Raw genomic sequence first — 16,159 nt, 5'->3', positions numbered from 1 at the left:
GTTGCCCTTCTTGCAGACTCGCGGGTAGGTTCGGTGTCGTCGCTTGTTGCGCCGCTCTACGGTTTCCTGGATCGCCCGATCATGGTTCAGGCGTGCCGTTTCGGGGGGAAAACACCGCTGGGTCGGTGACCTGGCGGCGGATGATGTTCAAGGTTCTGGTGAAAGATATCTGATCCGGGTCAATATCGACGCTGTCAGCCGCCTCGTGCATGAACGAGCGTATCGCGTAGTGGCTGACCAGTAAGCCCCAGAATTCTTGTTCCACCATTTCTGGCTTTTTCGACCGGAGTCCACCGCCGTTCAGTAGTTGAACCTCAAGTTCGTGGAACGCTGTCTCGATCTCCCAACGCTGATGATAGGTGTTGGCGAGTTCCTCCGCGGACACATCCTCGGGGTCCAGCATTGTGGTCATCAAGCGGAAGGTTTCCGACTTTCCTGCGGTGTCGCGATGCCCGGAGATCTGGTATTCGACGACGCGAACCCTGATATGTGTGGCCAGCCGGATGTCTCCGATGTCGTCAAGAAGGATGCGTGTTTTCCACCTTGAACAGACTTTTTGCAGATCTCGGCGATCCAGGTTCCATCTGCCAGCACCTCGACAGGCGTCAGTTTCATCGTGGCCCATGCCCGGAACAGCAAGTCCGCGCCAGTCTCGAGAAAGTCGCTCCACACCTGATAGCTGAAGAACCCGCGGTCCGCGATGATCAGCATCTCCTCGGAGACGGAATCCAGCAGCTGACCTGCGAGTTCACGCTCACCAACACGGATCGAGCCCACCGCTGCGGCAACGATCGCATGTGTGGAACATTCAGAGAGGCCGACGGCACGCATCTGCGGGAACGGGCGCCGCGTCCCACCTACCGCTTTCGGGTACCGATCACAATTCTCCGCAGTGTCAGGCATATCTATCATCACACCGTCAATCGCCATGAGCCGCCGTCGGCCGAGCCACGCGCCCGGCGTCCCGGCCGTGGCCACCGGCGAGGCGACACGAGCGAAAAGAGCCTTCATAGGGGCGGCCCCCAATCGCTGTCGGGCCTGCGTTATCGCGCCCGTTGTCGGGACCGCCCAATTCACACTCCAGACGCGCGCGAATCGCAGCCCGTTCACAAGCTTCCGCAGAACCTCTTCGTAGCCATCGTGAAACAACGCCAATGCGAGAACGAAATAGACCACCACGTGAGCCGGCAGGGAACGCGAGCGTCTTTCCCGACTTCCCGTCTCGTCAATAACCTCGTCGACGATGTACCTGGGAACAACTCTCGTCAATACGCCCAACGACACGTGATCTGTCAACTTATCTTTAATGCCCGCCGACACCCGATCGCCCATAAATTGATACTACCGAATGCGCTGAGCATGCCGACCATTTATGCGCTCAACACGCCGAAACATCCTTTCGGTCAAGGATCCTTCAACATGAACAATCTGCCACTGAATTGGCGAGTGGCGGCCTCACGCGGAACGAACTCGCATGACACCCGGGCTAACGACCTTGACGTCCCTCATCAGCGCAAACAGGCTTAACTAAGTGGCATTGTTCCCAATACACCCCAAGGGCGTTCGGGCAGCGACTCCGCGCCGCCGGGCTGCTCGTTTCGATGGGAACAGTCGGAGATTGTTACGAAAACGCCATGATGGAATCCTTCTGGAGCACCTCCAACTCGAAATACTCGACACCAAACAACGGAAAACCCGCGACCAGCTTGCCAACGCAATATTCGAATGGATAGAGTGCTGGTACAACCTCAAACGGCGGCACTTCAACATTGGAATGCACGCCCCGGTCACGTTCGAGGCCCTCCACACGCCACCCGACACAACCGCCTGACCCCACACCCGCCGTGGCGTTGCCCCTTGTCTCCGGACTGTCGTCTGTGGAGTGTCAGGCGGGTTGTTGTAGTTCGTGGAATCTTTCATACTCGACTGGGGTGAGGTATCCGAGTTTGGAATGGCGACGTTGCCGGTTGCGGAAGATCTCGAGGTACTGGAAGATCTCGTTGGCCAGTTCGGTCCGGGTTTCCATTTTCTTCGGTCGATAAGTTCGGTCTGCATCTTCGACCAGAACGACTCCATCATCGCGTTGTCGTATCCGTCGCCGACGGTTCCGAGCGAGGACATCAGCCCGGCGGCCTTGACTCGGTTGGTGAAGGTCCAGGACGTGTATTGCACGCCGTGGTCGGAGTGAAAGGCGGTGCCAGGATTAGGATTCCGGTTGCTGAGTGCCATCTCCAGGGCGTTCACGACGAGGGCGGTGTTCTGCCTGTTGTCGATAGACCAGCCCACTATCTTGCGGTTGAACGCGTCCGGCACCGCGCAGCAGTAGAGCTTCCCTTCGCGGGTGGGATGCTCGGTGATGTCGCACACCCACAGCAAATTGGTATGGGCGCGCAGGAAATTCCGGTTGACCAGGTCCTCGCTGCGGACCTCGATCTTGGAGTTCATGCGAGTCTGCCGTCGCGGAATCCCGGCCAGCCCGGCCGCCCGCATGAGTTTCGCGACCGTCTTACGGCTAACCATGATGCCCATCCCCAGCCGAAGTTTGGCGTGCACCCGTGGAGCGCCGTAGGTGCCGCGGGAGCGGGCATGGATCTCGGTGATCACCCCGGTCAGCCACTCCCGGCGCAGCGCCGCCGGCGAGGTTGGCCTCGATCGCCACTCGTAGAACCCGGAATGACTCACCTCCAGCAGCCAGCAGGCCATCTTGACCGGTAGCCCTCGCTCCGCGAGCCGTCATCTGGGGGCAACGCCACCGTGTCCGGCGAACGGGGGGACTCACAGAAGATCCAGCATCGAGCCTGCTCGTTCGGGTCTCTCCCGCACACTTCTCTTGCTGTTGCACGAAGTTTCACACCACGTGACACCGCGCAACACCACCGTACCGAGGCCGTCTCCAGGACGGATACCTCATACGCCTAGAATTATTGACACTGCGCCAACCTGAAGTGGCGTGGCATGACCTAGCGGAAGGCACTATCGATGGCACAAAAGGTATCCGTCCAGATCGTCGACGACATCGACGGGGGCGAAGCCACCCAGACCGTGCCCTTCGCGCTCGACGGCGTCACCTACGAGATCGACCTCTCCGACGACAACGCCGGCGCCCTGCGCGAAGAGCTCGAGCGCTTCATCGACGCCAGCAGGCGAGTCGGCGGACGCAAAGTGAGGGTCGCGACCGGACAGTCCACCGTGGCCGGTGGTACGGCGAACCCCACCGACCGCGAACGCAACCAGCAGGTCCGCGCCTGGGCATCGGCCAACGGCTACGCGATCGCCGAACGCGGCCGCATCCCCAACGACATCTACGAAGCGTTCGACAACGTCGAATCGACCCCCGCTGAACCGGTCGCCGAAGAGACTCCCGTCAAGCGCAAGCGCGCACCTCGCAAGAAGTCCTGACCCTCGATCGCACCCTTGACGTCCCTTCCCCCGATTGCCCCGGACAGGGACCTCAAGGAAGCACAGGCGCAGATCCCCAGCCGGCCGTGGAGACCCTCGCTGCTGTCTCGGCCATGCACAGCGGTGTGTCCGTTCTTATCCGCATTGAAGTTCGACCGCGGCCGGCCGGTCCGGACAGATGCGGCACACGACGATGTACAAGTCCCCGACGTCGCCGATCATGAGACCCAGCCCACCGGGTTCGGCGCTATCGAGGGGAATGACTTCTTCTGTCACTGACTCCGGTACGACGGCGCGGCCGAGCACGGTGAACGTGGCAGGGTCGAACTCCTCGTCCAGCCCGATCATGGTGTGGCTCGTGCAGCCATCGACCATCGTGAACCGTATCCGTTTCCCGAAGGACGTCCGGGCCCGCGTTTCCAGTGGCATCCACGCCTGCCAGGCGTCGTAGCCACATTCGGACGTGGCCACCGTGAACAGGTGATCCATCCGATGCCCCTCGTCGCATTCAGGCCAGAACGGGCTTTGTTCCCGGCGCAACGGACAGATGCCGGCCGTAGCTCCACTCCCGCCCCTTCTCCCACGCCGCGATCTGTTCACGCAGTTCCTCGGACGGCAGATCGTCCCAGTCGGGAAAGTCCACCACCCGCTCCGGCGTGATCCGGCACGACGCAGGAAGATAACCGTCCTCGCTGTGCTCGCGGTCCGGTTCAGGTACAGCGGCCACCGCGGACACCGCCGTGGCGTCGCGCCACCGCACATCGACCCGCGGCGCGTAATCGGGCTCGTGATCAGTGGGACACCACAACACCTGGCACACATCGGTTCCCTCAGGAAAGGGCAACTCCGGCACATCACGCGCGTAGAACTGCGCGACCGCCACCATGGGCAACCGTGCCGCCGGATCACTCGCGTAATCCACCCGACGCGCCTGCGGGATACGGGCTTCCACCGCTTCGTACTCGCGGGACAGCGACGGCTCCACCATGGCGGTAGCACGGGCGTTCACCGCCGCGCGCAACTCGACGAGGCGCCGCTCCCACTTCTACCCCTCCGCGCTGCGCAACGGCCGATCATCAGGGTGATCGATCGTGCACACCGGCCACGCCTCGTCCGCCGGCCACGACAACAGTCCACCCAACGACGACTCGTGCGCCGTGGTCACGCCCCGCTGCGGATGCAGTCGCACCGTCGTCCGCGCCAAACCAGCCAGTACCGGAAACAACTCCCCCACATCCACCGGCTTATCCGGCGTTGTGAACCCCATCTGCGTATCCATATGAGCAGCCTCCATGAGGGCACGACAAGCTGGGCCGCAGAGGAGGTAACAACAACCATCACACATCCGCAACGACACCCATCGTTGCGGGCCAGCTCCTGGGTGCAGGAACGGGTTTCAGGCGTTGCCGCACCTCAACATGCGGGTCGCGTTCATCCAAACGCCAGCGTTGTGCGTCGACGTTTCGAGCCGGTGCCGACCTTCCTCAGAGCTCGCCGAGCATCGTCGGCCGTAACGCAGATCCCACACCTCTCCGGCACACCGGCATGCCGGGTTTAAGGACCGATTTCGAAAGGCTCCAATGATCGATCTTTGGCAGCCATGTCCCAATCGAGAATGTTGCGCGCGCTTCGACTGCTTGCGAGCTCCAGCATCACAGCGGCCATCGGCCGCCTTGTCCTCGTCCAGTCATCAGGACTGTGTCGGCTCTGGTATACCACGTGCCATTTATCAGGATTGGATGTCCAGGGCAGCCAGAAAAGTGCACCCCCTCAACATCGGAAGCGAACGGAATCACTCCATTGAGCTCCGGAAAAGGCGGAAAACTATCATACGGCCGACACCCCTGCCGCGGGGCAGGTGCTGCGGCAGCTGGCCTGGCAGGCCCCGGACGGCATCCCCCGGGACCTACTGGCCGGTGCGATCGGGGAACCGGAGCTGGCCGAGGCGCTGGGCCGCCTGCCCACCTACAGCATGATCACCCTGAGCGGGGACACCGTCGCCGTGAACCGTCTGGTTCAGGCGGTTACCCGCACACCCGCACCGTCAGCCCGCCGACTCGACCAGGCGGTCCTGCGCAGCATCGAAGTCACCCCGGACAAACAGGGACCGATCGGATAGAACACCGCATCGGCACTCGACCTGTCCCGGTCGCGGTACCGAGTAGCTCGCGCGCCGAGAGCGGCTCGTCCCGCTTGTCGGCCGCCTCGACGACGCTCCCCATACCGGGGGGCCGGACTCGGCTGCCTGGATGTGGCAGTCGGCCGCGTTGTCGCCACCGGTTCTCTTCCGATCTTCCGGCGAGGCTCATGATCAAGTTGTCCATGCCGGGCACGTTCGATGAGGCTTCGCCCGGGTGCGCGGCGCCGGCGCAAGCCTTGATCCGGCCCGCGGCGTGTCCTAGTAGCCCGTCTCGCGGATGCGCTCAGACGCCCGAGCTGGAAGGCTGTAGTCCGGTCACGTTCCGACTACGGTGAGGCGCACTGCCAATGAGACCGGTCCAAGGTGCTCCGCAGGTTTGTCCCGAGTCCGGCTTGCTGTCGTTGCGTGATCTCGACGAGAACGAACTCGACCGCATTGCCGTGAGGGCTGTCGACCTGTACGAGAACCCCCTGGCGCACGACCGTCCGCTGGCCGGGAGAGCGATCGGGGTGCTGTTCACGAAAACATCCACGCGGACGCGGACCGCCTTTTCCGTCGGAGCCCACCGGCTGGGTGCCCACGTCCTGGCCTATGGTCCGGCTGACCTGCAGGTCAACACCGGCGAGTCACTCACCGACACCGCCCGCGTCCTCGGGGCCATGCTCGACGGACTGGTGGCCAGAACCGCCGGGCCGCTTCGCGATCTGCGGGCCATCTCCCGGGAAAGTGGAATTCCGGTGGTGAACGCCATGGCCACCGAGGAACATCCGACCCAGGGAATCTGCGACCTGGCCACGATCCGGCTGCATCGCGGAGACCTCAGCGGCGTGACGGTCCTTTACGTCGGCGAGGGCAACAACACCACGACAGCGCTGGCACACGGCCTGGCGAAGGTCCCGTCCAGCACATTGATCATCGCAACGCCTGAGGGTTACGGAATTCCCGGCGAGGAGCTGACCGCGGCGCGAACGGCCGGCGCGTCCGTCGGCGCCACCGTGGTGACGACCACGTCGATGGCTGACCTCCCCACCGACGTCGACGTCGTCTACACCACCCGCTGGCAGACGACCGGCACAGCCAAGAGCGATCCCGACTGGCGGGAAGCGTTCCGCCCCTTCCATATCGACCAGGCGTTCATGGATCGGTCGCCGTCCGCGCTGTTCATGCACGATCTGCCTGCGTGTCGCGGCGACGAAGTGTCGGGTGCCGTGCTCGACGGACCCCGATCGATCGCCTGGAGCCAGGCAGCCATGAAGCTCAGCAGCGCGATGGCGGTGCTGGAGTTCTGTGCGACCGGCGGCCGAGCCGGACTCCCGGTAACGAATGGAAGTCCAGGATGAGCAAGACCGCGGAAATCGTTCCCCGGATCACCCGGTTCCACCACCTCACCCCGGCCGATCTGCGACCACCGCGGCGGCGCGACGTGTTCTTCGACCCGATCGACACCGAGATCGGGATCTGGGCCACCGCCGACCTCCTCGAACCCGGCTGCACCGTTCTCGATCTCGGTTCTGGAAGCGGTGCGGCGGCACGGGCCGTCGCGCGCGCGGGCGCCGGTCACGTCCACGGCGTGGACATCGCCGCCGGCAGCGTCTCATGGGCGTCCGAGCACTATGCACGGGAGGGCGACCCACGCGTCACCTTCTCCGTCGCGGATTACAGCGTCGCGACCACAAGTGACCTGCTCGCCGGCTGCCCGTTCCGATCCGCGCCCACCATCGTCACGAGCAACCCACCCTACGTTCCCCTCCCTGTACCTCCCGACGGCACCGGCAAGGTCTCGATCGATGGTGGAAGCGACGGGCTTCGCCTCGTCCGTCACGTCGTTCGCCACGCTTCCACCTTGGGCGCCGAACTGGCGATCACGATCGGCAGCTACACCTCGCCGCGCGCGATGACCGCGCTGTTGCTCGACTCCGGCTACCGCATAGCCCAGCTGACACTCGGGGTACTACCGCTCGGCGAGCACACGGTGGCCAACCGGCGACTGGTCCGGCAACTGGCTGACCGCGGAGACGGACCGTTGATCGAGGTGGCCGGTGTCACTCATTACCTGGTCCTCGGCTTGTCCTGCCGCCGGATCCGAGGCCCGGCCGAGTACGTCGTCACCCCGGACGAAGTATTGGCGCTTCTCCAGCGCGCCTGTGCGTCCACGACGAACCGGTTGGAAGCGCTCGACGATTTCGCCACCGCCACCACGCTTCCGTTGCGCGTGGTGGTACTCAGCGACGACATCGTCCGCCACCATCCCTGAAACCACCAGCAGAAAGGCGTTCCAGCTGTGCCAGAGCCGCTTACCGTCGGGGTCGAAGAAGAGTTCTTCGCAGTCGACCCGCAGGAGCGACGCCCGCTGAATGACACGTCGGCGCTGCTGGAGTTCGCCCATCGACTTCCCGGTGGCCGTGAGAGCTACAGCGCCGAGCTGAGGACCTGCATGCTCGAGAGCAGGACCGGAATCTGCCGGACCCTCGACCAGGTCCGTGACGAGCTCCGCGAACTGCGCGCCGGGCTCGGCCACGCCGCGCAGGAGACAGGTGGCCGGATCGTCGCGGCCGGCACGCTGGCCCTGACGGACTGGCGGACGCAGAAGTTCCTCGACCAGTCGCGGACCCACTTCATCGTCGACCGCTATGCGTGGATGGCGCGCACCCACGTGATGTGCGCTTGCCAGGTGCACGTCGGCGTCCCCGACCGAGACACCGCGATCCAGGTGGTCAACCGCGTCAGGCCGTGGCTGCCCCTGCTCAACGCGCTGTCGGCCAGCTCACCGTTCTGGATGGGCGAGGACACCGGCTTCGCCAGCTACCGCGGCACCGTCTGGGAGAGCTGGCCGATGGGCGGCATACCACCGGTCTTCTCCTCCTACGAGGAGTACGTCGAACGGATGGCCGCCCTGACGCGCAACGACACCATCAACGACGTCGGGCAGCTCTACTGGGACGTCCGGCCGGGCACGAACTATCGCACCGTCGAGTTCCGGTCAGCCGACTCCTGTACGACGGTCGACGACACCGTCCTGCAGGCAGGTCTCTGCCGCGCCCTGGTGAAGCACGCGCTCGACGAGCTCCAGCGGAACTCGGACGGCCCCGATCCGTGGCCAGAGCTGCTTCGTGCGGCCAAATGGCGGGCGGCGCGGTACGGGCTTTCCGCCGATCTCCTTGATCCCGTTTCCGGTGAACTGGTGCCTGCCGGAGAGCTGATCGACCGCCTGATGCGCATGGTCGAACCGGCCCTCGAACACGCCGGCGACCACGACGAGGTGGCCAAACTCCTCGCGCGCAAGAGGATCGACGGCACCTCAGCCGATCGACAGCGCGCGGTGCTCGCCGCAGGCGGCACCTTCGCCGACGTCACCGACCTTCTCGTGCGGCAGACCGCCGCACCGTGACGAAAGGAGTGCGGTCATGCGCAAGCCCGATTCGCCGGTGGTGATCACCGAGTACCGGAACGGGCCATTGCTCGTCCGGGGCGACTTCCAGTTGCTCGATGCCGACGGCCAGGAGATTCCCACCACTCGCCGGACCGTGGCGCTCTGCCGCTGCGGCCGTTCCAGTCAGAAACCGTGGTGCGACAGCTCGCACAAACTCGTCCGGCAGTCCCGCAGGACGGCTTCCCCGAGCACCTCGACCGATTGAGAGCGCAGTCATGTCCATCACGGCCGACTCGTCGACACCGCTGTCCCCGGAGCGCTGGGAGCCGCCGCTGCCACACCCCCGAGGACCGATCAGCGAGGTCGTGCTCACCGCCCTGTCCCGTGACCCGGGTGACCTGGCCGCCATCCCCGCGCCCACCGGCGATCCCCTCTCGGATGACGATCTGCACCTGGCACTGTACATCTGTTACGAGCTCCACTACCGCGGTTTCGCGGGCGTCAACCCGCGATGGGAGTGGAATCCGGCGCTGCTCGCCGTCCGCGAACGACTCGAGGCGCCATTCGAGTCCGCACTTCGCGCGGCCTACCCCGTCGATTCCCTTCACGGTCAAGAAGACGTCCGGGCCGGGCTACTCCGGATCGCCGATCTCCCGGGACCGGCACTGTCCCCGTACCTGCGTGACAAGGCGACGAAGGAACAGTTCCTCGAGGTGATCGTGCTCCGCTCGGCCTACCGGTTGAAGGAGTCCGATCCGCACTCGTTCGCCATCCCGCGACTGGAGAACAAAGCCAAGGCCGCACTGGTCGAGATCGAGTACGACGAGTTCGGTTCCGGCCGAGCGGACCAGATTCACGCGGTCCTCTACCGGGACGGCATGAACGCCATGGGACTGGACGCGCGCTACGGCGCCTACCTCGACCTGGTACCGGGCATCGCGCTCGCGACCGTCAACGTCATGTCGTTGTTCGGGCTGCACCGGCGGTTCCGCGCGGCAGCGGTCGGGCACCTCGCCATCGCCGAAATGACCTCGGCACTGTCGAACAAACGCCAGGCCGACGGTCTTCGCCGCCTCGGGTTCGATCCGATCGCCACCCGCTTCTTCGACGAACACGTCATCGCCGACTCCGTGCACGACGTCATCGCGCTCAACGATATGGCCGGTGGCCTTGCCGCACAGGAACCCGAACTCGTCGACGACATACTTTTCGGCGCCTCCACCGGCACCGGACTCGACCACGCGCTCGCCCGGTACATCTTCGATCGATGGGAATCGGAACGGTCGTCCCTGCGCTCCACGCTCGGCGTCGTCGACTCGTCGGCTCGGGCTCACTCGAATCGCGGCTGACCAACTGTTCCACCACAACGAATGGGCGGACTTTGGAGGCGGTGACCGTCATCGAGCACTCCCCGGTCATCCAACGCGACTCAGCCGAGGTCCACTTACGGAGGCGGCTTCCCCTGCTGCGGCAGGCGCGACATGTGACCAGGGCCTTCCGCCGTCATTGTCGAGACTTGCCCGCGAAGACCCACCTATTGCTCGCCAGCGCGTCGTCCGGCTCGGGCCGGGGGCCTCGCCCGAACTCGCGGGTGTAGTCGAAGGGCGTCTTGACGTCGGCGGTCCATCCTTTGCTCTTGAGGTCCCCGATGGAGTCCGGGCGTGATCCAGGGTCGAACAGGGTGAGCAGGTCGACCCCGATCCGCTGTTTCGCCGTGGTGTAGACGGCGTTCGCGCGGACTTCGGGCCGTTCGACGCCGAGTTTGACTTCGAACGCCAGCGAACTGCCTTCAGCGCTCAGGTTGTCCACGGTGTGGATGAGGCTCCGCTCAGCGTCAGCGGACAGGTAGAGCATCAGGCCTTCAGCCAGCCAGACACACGGCTCCACCGGATCGAATCCGGCGTCGATCAGGGTTGCCGCCCAGTCGCCGCGCAGGTCGCCCGCGATCGGTACGCGCCGGGTTTTCGTTGTGGCGCCGAGGGTGTCGAGGACGTCCTGTTTGAAGTGCAGCACCGGCTCGCGGTCGATCTCGAACAGCACACAGTCCTCGGGCAAGTCGAGGCGGTAGGCCCGCGAGTCCAGGCCCGCGCCGAGAAGCACGACCTGACGTCCTCCGGCCCTCGTCGCCCGGAGGACGAAGTCGTCCAAGACCCTGGTTCGCAGGCCGAAGTAGCGCCCGAGCCTGCCCCACAGCGGGTCGGCATCGCCCCCTGGCACCTGTTCCATGCGCAGCGGCCAGTCTTCGCAGACCCGGGTGGCACGCACGAAATACTCCGCATAACCGTCTTGGACGAGCGAGTCCGGACGGTGGGTTTCGATCGCTCGGGCGGCGGCGACCATGAGCGCGGTCCGGCCGACACCGTGTTCTATGGTGCCACTGTCGTGCTTCGTACCGGCCAAGATTCCTGCCTTTCGGGCGGTGCCCAGGCTTCCGGATCGTCGATGGTGGTCACGCAGGCGCCGTAGACGGTGCTCATGAACCGCAGGATCGTGTCGTCGGGCAGGTGGAGACTCGTCGTGCAGTCGGTGAGGACGGTCACGTGGAAACCCAGCTGGAACGCCGTCCGTGCGGTGGAGTCCACGCAGACGTCGGTGTAGAGACCCGCGAACACCAGATGCCCGACACCGTTGCGGGTGAGGTGTTCTTCGAAACCGTCGGTGAGGAAGGCGTCGAAGCGCGCGTTCTTGGTGAAGACACGTTCGCCCAGTACCGGCTCGACCCGGTGGAACTCCGCTCCCCAGGTGCCTGCCCGGCATTTGGGCCGCTTGCCGAGCAACAGATCCCGGTGCCGCCAGCTCGGGCCCTGACGCTCGACGTCGCCGTGGAACCGGACGAAGACGACCTCGGTACCGCGAGCCCTCGCCACGTCCACCGCCCGCCCGGCACCGGCCGTCGCGGCGTCCAGTGTGGACAGACTGCCCGCGTATCTGGCCGCCACGACCGGTCCGGTGCAGAAGTCGTTCTGCAGGTCCATGACGATCAGCGCAGTCCCGGTCACCCTTCCACTGCCGACAGGGCTTCCGCGGGCCCACCGGGCTGTTTCAGCAGGTCCAGTACGGCTTCCGTCACCTCCGTGGTGGAGTGGTGCCCACCCAGATCGGGTGTGGTGATTCCCCGGCTCCCTGCGGACTCGAGAGCGTCCTCGGTCCTCTTGATCGCGCCCGCGCAGCCGGCATGCCGTTCCGCGATCGCCGCCGCGGCCCGGATGGTCGCCACGGGATTGACGATGTCCAGGCCTGCCAGGTCATCGGCGGAACCATGCACGGTCTGGTACTCGACCAGGCCGGCGACGTCGGGATGCAGGTGGATGTTCTCGGTATAGCGGTTCTCCTGCTTTTCGGAACCCAGCCTGTCCAGCAGGACCACGTGCATGATGTCGGCCCATTCGTTGGCCCCGATGACGACGGTGCGCCGCGGCAAACCGTGCTCGATGAGGTTGCGGTTGACCGTGTCCGGCTGGGCGAGGGCGATCTCGACGCCGTGCCGAGCGGCGATCTCCGCCACCCAAGCACCGAGAGCGCCGTCGAGGAGGTGGAACTTGTAGGCCATCACCACCCGTTCCACCGGCTCATCGGGCCACTGCCGCCGCGCCTGCACCAGTGCGGCGGCGACTACTTTCTCGGTGATCTCCTTGCTGAACATCAGGGTGCGGTGGACGACACCGGGGCTATGGCTGTTCTCGCCGGTGTAAAAGCCCTGGGCCTCGTCGCGCACCATCAGCAGTGACGAGTCCCCATTCTCGATGAGGTCGACCTTCACCGCCTGTAGCCGCTCGCGGACCAGGTACAACGACTGGGCGTTGATCGCCGTGCGGAAGACGGCGGTGACGCCCGCACTCGCTTGGGCGCGGCAGAACCGTTCGTAGTGGTCGGCGTCCTGCCGGGTCAGTCCGCCGATGTCCTCGAATCCGCTTCCTTCGGCCTTGAGAGAGAAGTACGAGTGGTACAGCCTGGGCGAACGCACGATGCGCATGGTCGTCGAAGATGCCGTCCCGAGGGTGGTCAGGACACTTTCGAAGACATTCGCGAGTTCCGGCCCGGTACCGCGGCCGACGGCCAACCCGATGGTCGAGACCACCGTGCTCCTTTCGCTGCTCGGATATCGGATTCAGGCCGTGGGCGCACCGGTGACCAGGTGATCGCCGGCAATGTCCGTCTTCGTCGGGTTGTAGTAGTCCTTGATCCCGGCCACCCAGGTCGAGACCGTGATCTGATCCGCGACGGACGGGTCGAAAGCGTCGAAGAGCGCCTCGATGTTCGCCCGTTCGAAACCGATCGCCGCCATGAGCGCATGGAAGACGTGTCGCTCGATGAGACCATCCCCGTCCGGGTCGCCCAGCGTCGCCAGCGCCTCGGCGAAAGCACCGATGGTGGCGTCGAAGCGTTCCGGTGACAGGACGACGGCGGTGTACTCGTCGAAGGTGATCTCGCCGTCGCGATCGACGTCCAATTCCTCGACCAGGGTCCGCCAGTATTGCCGGAACGCCGACCTCATCGCGTCCTTGGCCGCCGCACCGGATTCGGGAGCCGCCTCGACGACGTCGGCGGCCATGATCTCGAAGTCTTCGGCTTCGAGGTGCCCGTTTCCGTTGCGGTCGAACAAAGTGAAGATGAGCCTGACACGCTCGAGGGCATCCGTCTGCATCAAGGAACCGTCCTTCACTCGGATGGAAAAAGGGGGTAACGGCGAAATGCTCGATCGTGACTATGCCAGCGGCGACGCCAAGGAAATACAGAAAGAACGCGGCCGTCACCGTAAAGTGTGGTTCTCTGTCGAACACGTCAGAACGCCCGAACGCATGTTGTTTCATCGTCGCCGTTATGCAGCGCCCACACCCTGGCAGGTGCTGGAACCACTCTCGGTCTTCGTGTTCGGGGCGCCGGGTCCATCCGTCGGCAGCACCGGAATCCCGATCGGGTCTCCGGTCGCGACCCGCCGTCACCCGGTTCGAGCCAGATGTAGCGACCTGTGCCTACGAAGTGGATCTGGCCGGCCGGACGGCCTCGTCGTTGTCCAAACCTCTCGGGGACGAGATCAGGCTGGCGTGCCGCATGGCCTCGGCGTATGCCTGCTGGAGGTGCGTGAGCGCTGAGGCGGGAGGGTCGTCACCTTGGGCGATAGCGGCGAAAATCGTGTAAATGTTCTGGCGTAGTTGTCGGGTGCGGCGAAGAGTGTCCCGGGCGACTTCGGGGTCGCGTTGGCCGCGTTTGCGCAGTGAACCTGCCCGGTTCCCCACCCCGATGAAGGACCTGCAAGGGCGGGCAAACCTCAGTAGCGCGCCTGTCCCTGCGGATCGCGGGGAGACCGCGCCCGGACTCGGCATCCACGGCCGGAGCGCTCACCGCGGGCCGGAAAGCCGTTGCCCAGCTCCGGAAAGCGCTCGAGGTTGCTCAGGGCGAGAACCTGGACCTGCGTCGTCGGCTGGCCGCCTACGAACCGGAATGAGGCCGCGAGCATGACGGCCTCAGCAACGGTCGAGCATGCTCGACAACGCGTTCCGTTCCGGAACGGTGATCGTCAACCCATAGTGGCGCTTGACCACGATCCAGTCCGTCGCATACGTGCACCAGAACGACACCAGCGGCGGCTTCCACTGGTCCGGCGCCTTGTCGCTCTTCTCCTGGTTGACGTTGTCGGTCACCGCCCGCAGCTGCGGGCGGATCAGGTCGTTCGCGAACTCTTCGCGCTTGGCCTGCGGCCACGACTTCGCCCCGCTGACCCACGCCTGACCCAAGGGCACAACGTGGTCGGCGTCCACATCGGACGCCTTTGTCCACGTCTCGCCGTCATAAGCGCTGCGCCAGGACCCGGCAACAGAAGCGCAGCTCGCGTCCACCTTGACGTCCACGCCATCGCGTTTGAGCAGTTCCTCACGCACGTTGCAGCTGCCCGACACGGTCTTCCAATGAGGGAACTTCTTCCGGTCATAGCCATCCATAACCCCGCGGACCGCGACCGTCAGCTCGCCGAGGCGCTTCCGTGCCTCGGCCACAGGAATCGTCGGCGACGCGCCCGCGGTTGAGCCGCCGTCGTTCGGGCTTTTCGGAGCCGCATCGGTGATCTCACACCCAGCCAACAGCGCCAAGACCATCGCGCCGACCGATACACCTGCCGCCACCCTTGAGACACGCCGAAGTTTCGCAGCCAACTTGATCAACCTTCTTGTCGTCAGTATGTTGCTCACAACTTGACCAGCGGAAACGCCTCAGAAGGGCGTCGCGGGCGCGGATACCATGTGATCGACGTCCACATCGGCGGCCTTGCGCCACGTCTCCCCGTCGTACGGGCTACGCCACGACCCGGACACCGCCACGCACTCGTCGTTGACCTTGACATTCGTACCGTCGCGTTTCAGCAGTTCCTCACGGACGTTGCAGCTGCCGGACACGGTTGTCCAAGGCGGGAACTTCTTCGCCCGGTCATAGCCATCGAGAACGCCGCGCACCGCGACCGGCAGCCCGGCGAGACGCTTTCGCGCCTCGGCCACCGGGATCGTCGGCGCCGCACTCGCGGTCTCGTTGTCGCTGCCCGGCTCCGCCGGGCTGGCGCGCGGAACCTCACACCCCGCCAGAAACGTCGACGTCAGCAATGCCACGCCGGCCGCGGCAGCCGCCACCACGTCGCGGACACACCGCCCCTGTCCGACCACGATGCCCATCCCCCTCGTCAACGACCCTGGTGCCCACGACGTGACCAGTAAACCGGAAAGCGGCGACACCAGACGAGAACAGAGAGCACCGTCCTTCACGCCGGCGACTCCCTGTTGCTACGGCACCTACGATGGGGCGCGACGGTGACCGCGCAGCGCTGGTTCCGGGCAGGAAGGGCCGGTGCTCGTGCAGGGGGGCCGGTGATCAGGCAGTGGTGCAGGGCACTGAGCAGACGGCCGAATAGGTTCGAGGCACTGCGTTGTGCCGTCAGTGTCACCTTCGCGGTGGTACTGACGGTGCACCCGACCTTCTCAGGCCGGTTAGAACGCTTCCGCTTCCTTGGGGCCGTTCAGATACGACCTTCCTCGCGAGCTGCGACCGGCAGTTGCCGACAGCCGGAAGGTCGACGCTCGCCGGCTAAAACTGCCTCCGGGGGGCCTCACCGACGAGCAAGCGAGGCATCAGGCCTCGTGGCAGTTCGCCCCGTGCTCGGCTAGGAGGTCTCGCAGCGGTCGCGGGGGTCGAACCCGTTCACGAGGGTTGGGCACGGTTCCCAGCCGGCGTCGAGCTCAGCGATGTCGTCCTGGACGCCGCCGGGG

The 16,159-nt window shown here is 65.1% G+C and carries 17 protein-coding genes and 2 pseudogenes; 7 read left to right on the top strand and 12 right to left on the bottom strand.

All coding sequences use genetic code 11. The features are described 5' to 3' along the window. Window positions 1-79: 79 nt before the first annotated feature. A pseudogene (locus ACZ6DT_RS10920) lies at window positions 80-1,332 on the bottom strand (IS4 family transposase). Window positions 1,333-1,527: 195 nt separating this feature from the next. Further along, window positions 1,528-2,709 (bottom strand): annotated as a pseudogene (locus tag ACZ6DT_RS10915) (IS3 family transposase); the annotation flags it as partial. A gap of 270 nt (window positions 2,710-2,979) precedes the next feature. Between ACZ6DT_RS10915 and ACZ6DT_RS10910 the strand changes: the two are divergent. After that, window positions 2,980-3,399, top strand: coding sequence for a histone-like nucleoid-structuring protein Lsr2 (locus ACZ6DT_RS10910; RefSeq protein ID WP_465591996.1), 420 nt, complete (start codon window positions 2,980-2,982; stop codon window positions 3,397-3,399). Window positions 3,400-3,534: 135 nt separating this feature from the next. Here ACZ6DT_RS10910 and ACZ6DT_RS10905 read toward each other — a convergent pair whose 3' ends face one another. The 3 genes from ACZ6DT_RS10905 to ACZ6DT_RS10895 are packed head-to-tail and all read right to left on the bottom strand — an operon-like array spanning window position 3,535 to window position 4,678. After that, complete coding sequence (locus tag ACZ6DT_RS10905; RefSeq protein WP_465591993.1) at window positions 3,535-3,888, bottom strand: hypothetical protein; 354 nt, start codon at window positions 3,886-3,888, stop codon at window positions 3,535-3,537. 19 nt (window positions 3,889-3,907) lie between these two features. Beyond that, on the bottom strand, window positions 3,908-4,387 hold the full coding sequence (locus ACZ6DT_RS10900; RefSeq protein WP_465591990.1) for a hypothetical protein: 480 nt from the start codon (window positions 4,385-4,387) through the stop codon (window positions 3,908-3,910). A 57-nt stretch (window positions 4,388-4,444) separates the two neighbouring features. Continuing rightward, on the bottom strand, window positions 4,445-4,678 hold the full coding sequence (locus ACZ6DT_RS10895) for a hypothetical protein (protein ID WP_465591987.1): 234 nt from the start codon (window positions 4,676-4,678) through the stop codon (window positions 4,445-4,447). Window positions 4,679-5,257: 579 nt separating this feature from the next. On the opposite strand from ACZ6DT_RS10895, the gene ACZ6DT_RS10890 reads away from it, so the two are divergent. The 6 genes from ACZ6DT_RS10890 (at window position 5,258) to ACZ6DT_RS10865 (ending at window position 10,258) form a co-directional block, all read left to right on the top strand. Continuing rightward, a complete protein-coding gene (locus ACZ6DT_RS10890; protein ID WP_465591984.1) occupies window positions 5,258-5,518 on the top strand; it encodes a hypothetical protein in 261 nt (86 codons plus the stop codon). A gap of 368 nt (window positions 5,519-5,886) precedes the next feature. Then, window positions 5,887-6,879, top strand: coding sequence for an ornithine carbamoyltransferase (locus ACZ6DT_RS10885; RefSeq protein ID WP_465591981.1), 993 nt, complete (start codon window positions 5,887-5,889; stop codon window positions 6,877-6,879). Continuing rightward, complete coding sequence (locus ACZ6DT_RS10880; RefSeq protein WP_465591978.1) at window positions 6,876-7,793, top strand: methyltransferase domain-containing protein; 918 nt, start codon at window positions 6,876-6,878, stop codon at window positions 7,791-7,793. Before ACZ6DT_RS10885 ends, ACZ6DT_RS10880 begins: the two co-directional genes overlap by 4 nt. A gap of 27 nt (window positions 7,794-7,820) precedes the next feature. Further along, complete coding sequence (locus tag ACZ6DT_RS10875; RefSeq protein ID WP_465591975.1) at window positions 7,821-8,927, top strand: carboxylate-amine ligase; 1,107 nt, start codon at window positions 7,821-7,823, stop codon at window positions 8,925-8,927. Between the two features lie 16 nt (window positions 8,928-8,943). Continuing rightward, entirely contained in the window at window positions 8,944-9,174 is a 231-nt protein-coding gene (locus ACZ6DT_RS10870) for a CDGSH iron-sulfur domain-containing protein (protein ID WP_465591972.1), read from the top strand. 10 nt (window positions 9,175-9,184) lie between these two features. Next, window positions 9,185-10,258, top strand: a complete 1,074-nt coding sequence (locus ACZ6DT_RS10865; RefSeq protein ID WP_465591969.1) for an iron-containing redox enzyme family protein — start codon at window positions 9,185-9,187, stop codon at window positions 10,256-10,258. A gap of 154 nt (window positions 10,259-10,412) precedes the next feature. Here the strand turns inward: ACZ6DT_RS10865 and ACZ6DT_RS10860 are convergent, their stop codons facing one another. The 7 genes from ACZ6DT_RS10860 to ACZ6DT_RS10830 all read right to left on the bottom strand — a co-directional run bounded on the left by ACZ6DT_RS10860 (window position 10,413) and on the right by ACZ6DT_RS10830 (window position 15,658). Continuing rightward, window positions 10,413-11,309, bottom strand: coding sequence for an SAM-dependent methyltransferase (locus tag ACZ6DT_RS10860; RefSeq protein WP_465591966.1), 897 nt, complete (start codon window positions 11,307-11,309; stop codon window positions 10,413-10,415). Next, window positions 11,276-11,908: a cysteine hydrolase family protein gene (locus tag ACZ6DT_RS10855; protein ID WP_465591963.1), complete on the bottom strand. Its 633-nt coding sequence runs from the start codon at window positions 11,906-11,908 to the stop codon at window positions 11,276-11,278. The genes ACZ6DT_RS10860 and ACZ6DT_RS10855 overlap by 34 nt, the downstream gene beginning before the upstream one ends. Beyond that, window positions 11,905-12,987 (bottom strand): isocitrate/isopropylmalate family dehydrogenase, encoded by a 1,083-nt coding sequence (locus ACZ6DT_RS10850; RefSeq protein WP_465591960.1) that lies wholly within the window; start codon window positions 12,985-12,987, stop codon window positions 11,905-11,907. Before ACZ6DT_RS10850 ends, ACZ6DT_RS10855 begins: the two co-directional genes overlap by 4 nt. Before the next feature lie 30 nt (window positions 12,988-13,017). Beyond that, a complete protein-coding gene (locus ACZ6DT_RS10845) occupies window positions 13,018-13,554 on the bottom strand; it encodes an EF-hand domain-containing protein (RefSeq protein ID WP_465591957.1) in 537 nt (178 codons plus the stop codon). A gap of 328 nt (window positions 13,555-13,882) precedes the next feature. Next, window positions 13,883-14,233, bottom strand: coding sequence for an ABATE domain-containing protein (locus ACZ6DT_RS10840; protein WP_465591954.1), 351 nt, complete (start codon window positions 14,231-14,233; stop codon window positions 13,883-13,885). Window positions 14,234-14,374: 141 nt separating this feature from the next. Then, window positions 14,375-15,058: a GmrSD restriction endonuclease domain-containing protein gene (locus tag ACZ6DT_RS10835; RefSeq protein WP_465591951.1), complete on the bottom strand. Its 684-nt coding sequence runs from the start codon at window positions 15,056-15,058 to the stop codon at window positions 14,375-14,377. Between the two features lie 57 nt (window positions 15,059-15,115). Continuing rightward, a complete protein-coding gene (locus ACZ6DT_RS10830; RefSeq protein WP_465591948.1) occupies window positions 15,116-15,658 on the bottom strand; it encodes a hypothetical protein in 543 nt (180 codons plus the stop codon). Window positions 15,659-16,159: the final 501 nt, after the last annotated feature.

The sequence above is a fragment of the Amycolatopsis sp. NPDC041971 genome (genome assembly GCF_055588925.1).
Note: the sequence above shows the minus strand (reverse complement) of the source record. Positions and strands in the feature narration are given on the sequence as shown.

Bases quoted from the DNA above. Each gene is read 5' to 3' on its own strand.
- ACZ6DT_RS10910 (WP_465591996.1), top strand. From the start codon at position 2,980: ATGGCACAAAAGGTATCCGTCCAGATCGTCGACGACATCGACGGGGGC.
- ACZ6DT_RS10905 (WP_465591993.1), bottom strand. From the start codon at position 3,888: ATGGATCACCTGTTCACGGTGGCCACGTCCGAATGTGGCTACGACGCC.
- ACZ6DT_RS10895 (WP_465591987.1), bottom strand. From the start codon at position 4,678: ATGGATACGCAGATGGGGTTCACAACGCCGGATAAGCCGGTGGATGTG.
- ACZ6DT_RS10840 (WP_465591954.1), bottom strand. From the start codon at position 14,233: ATGCCGAGTCCGGGCGCGGTCTCCCCGCGATCCGCAGGGACAGGCGCG.
- ACZ6DT_RS10900 (WP_465591990.1), bottom strand. From the start codon at position 4,387: ATGGTGGAGCCGTCGCTGTCCCGCGAGTACGAAGCGGTGGAAGCCCGT.
- ACZ6DT_RS10885 (WP_465591981.1), top strand. From the start codon at position 5,887: ATGAGACCGGTCCAAGGTGCTCCGCAGGTTTGTCCCGAGTCCGGCTTG.
- ACZ6DT_RS10880 (WP_465591978.1), top strand. From the start codon at position 6,876: ATGAGCAAGACCGCGGAAATCGTTCCCCGGATCACCCGGTTCCACCAC.
- ACZ6DT_RS10865 (WP_465591969.1), top strand. From the start codon at position 9,185: ATGTCCATCACGGCCGACTCGTCGACACCGCTGTCCCCGGAGCGCTGG.
- ACZ6DT_RS10845 (WP_465591957.1), bottom strand. From the start codon at position 13,554: ATGCAGACGGATGCCCTCGAGCGTGTCAGGCTCATCTTCACTTTGTTC.
- ACZ6DT_RS10870 (WP_465591972.1), top strand. From the start codon at position 8,944: ATGCGCAAGCCCGATTCGCCGGTGGTGATCACCGAGTACCGGAACGGG.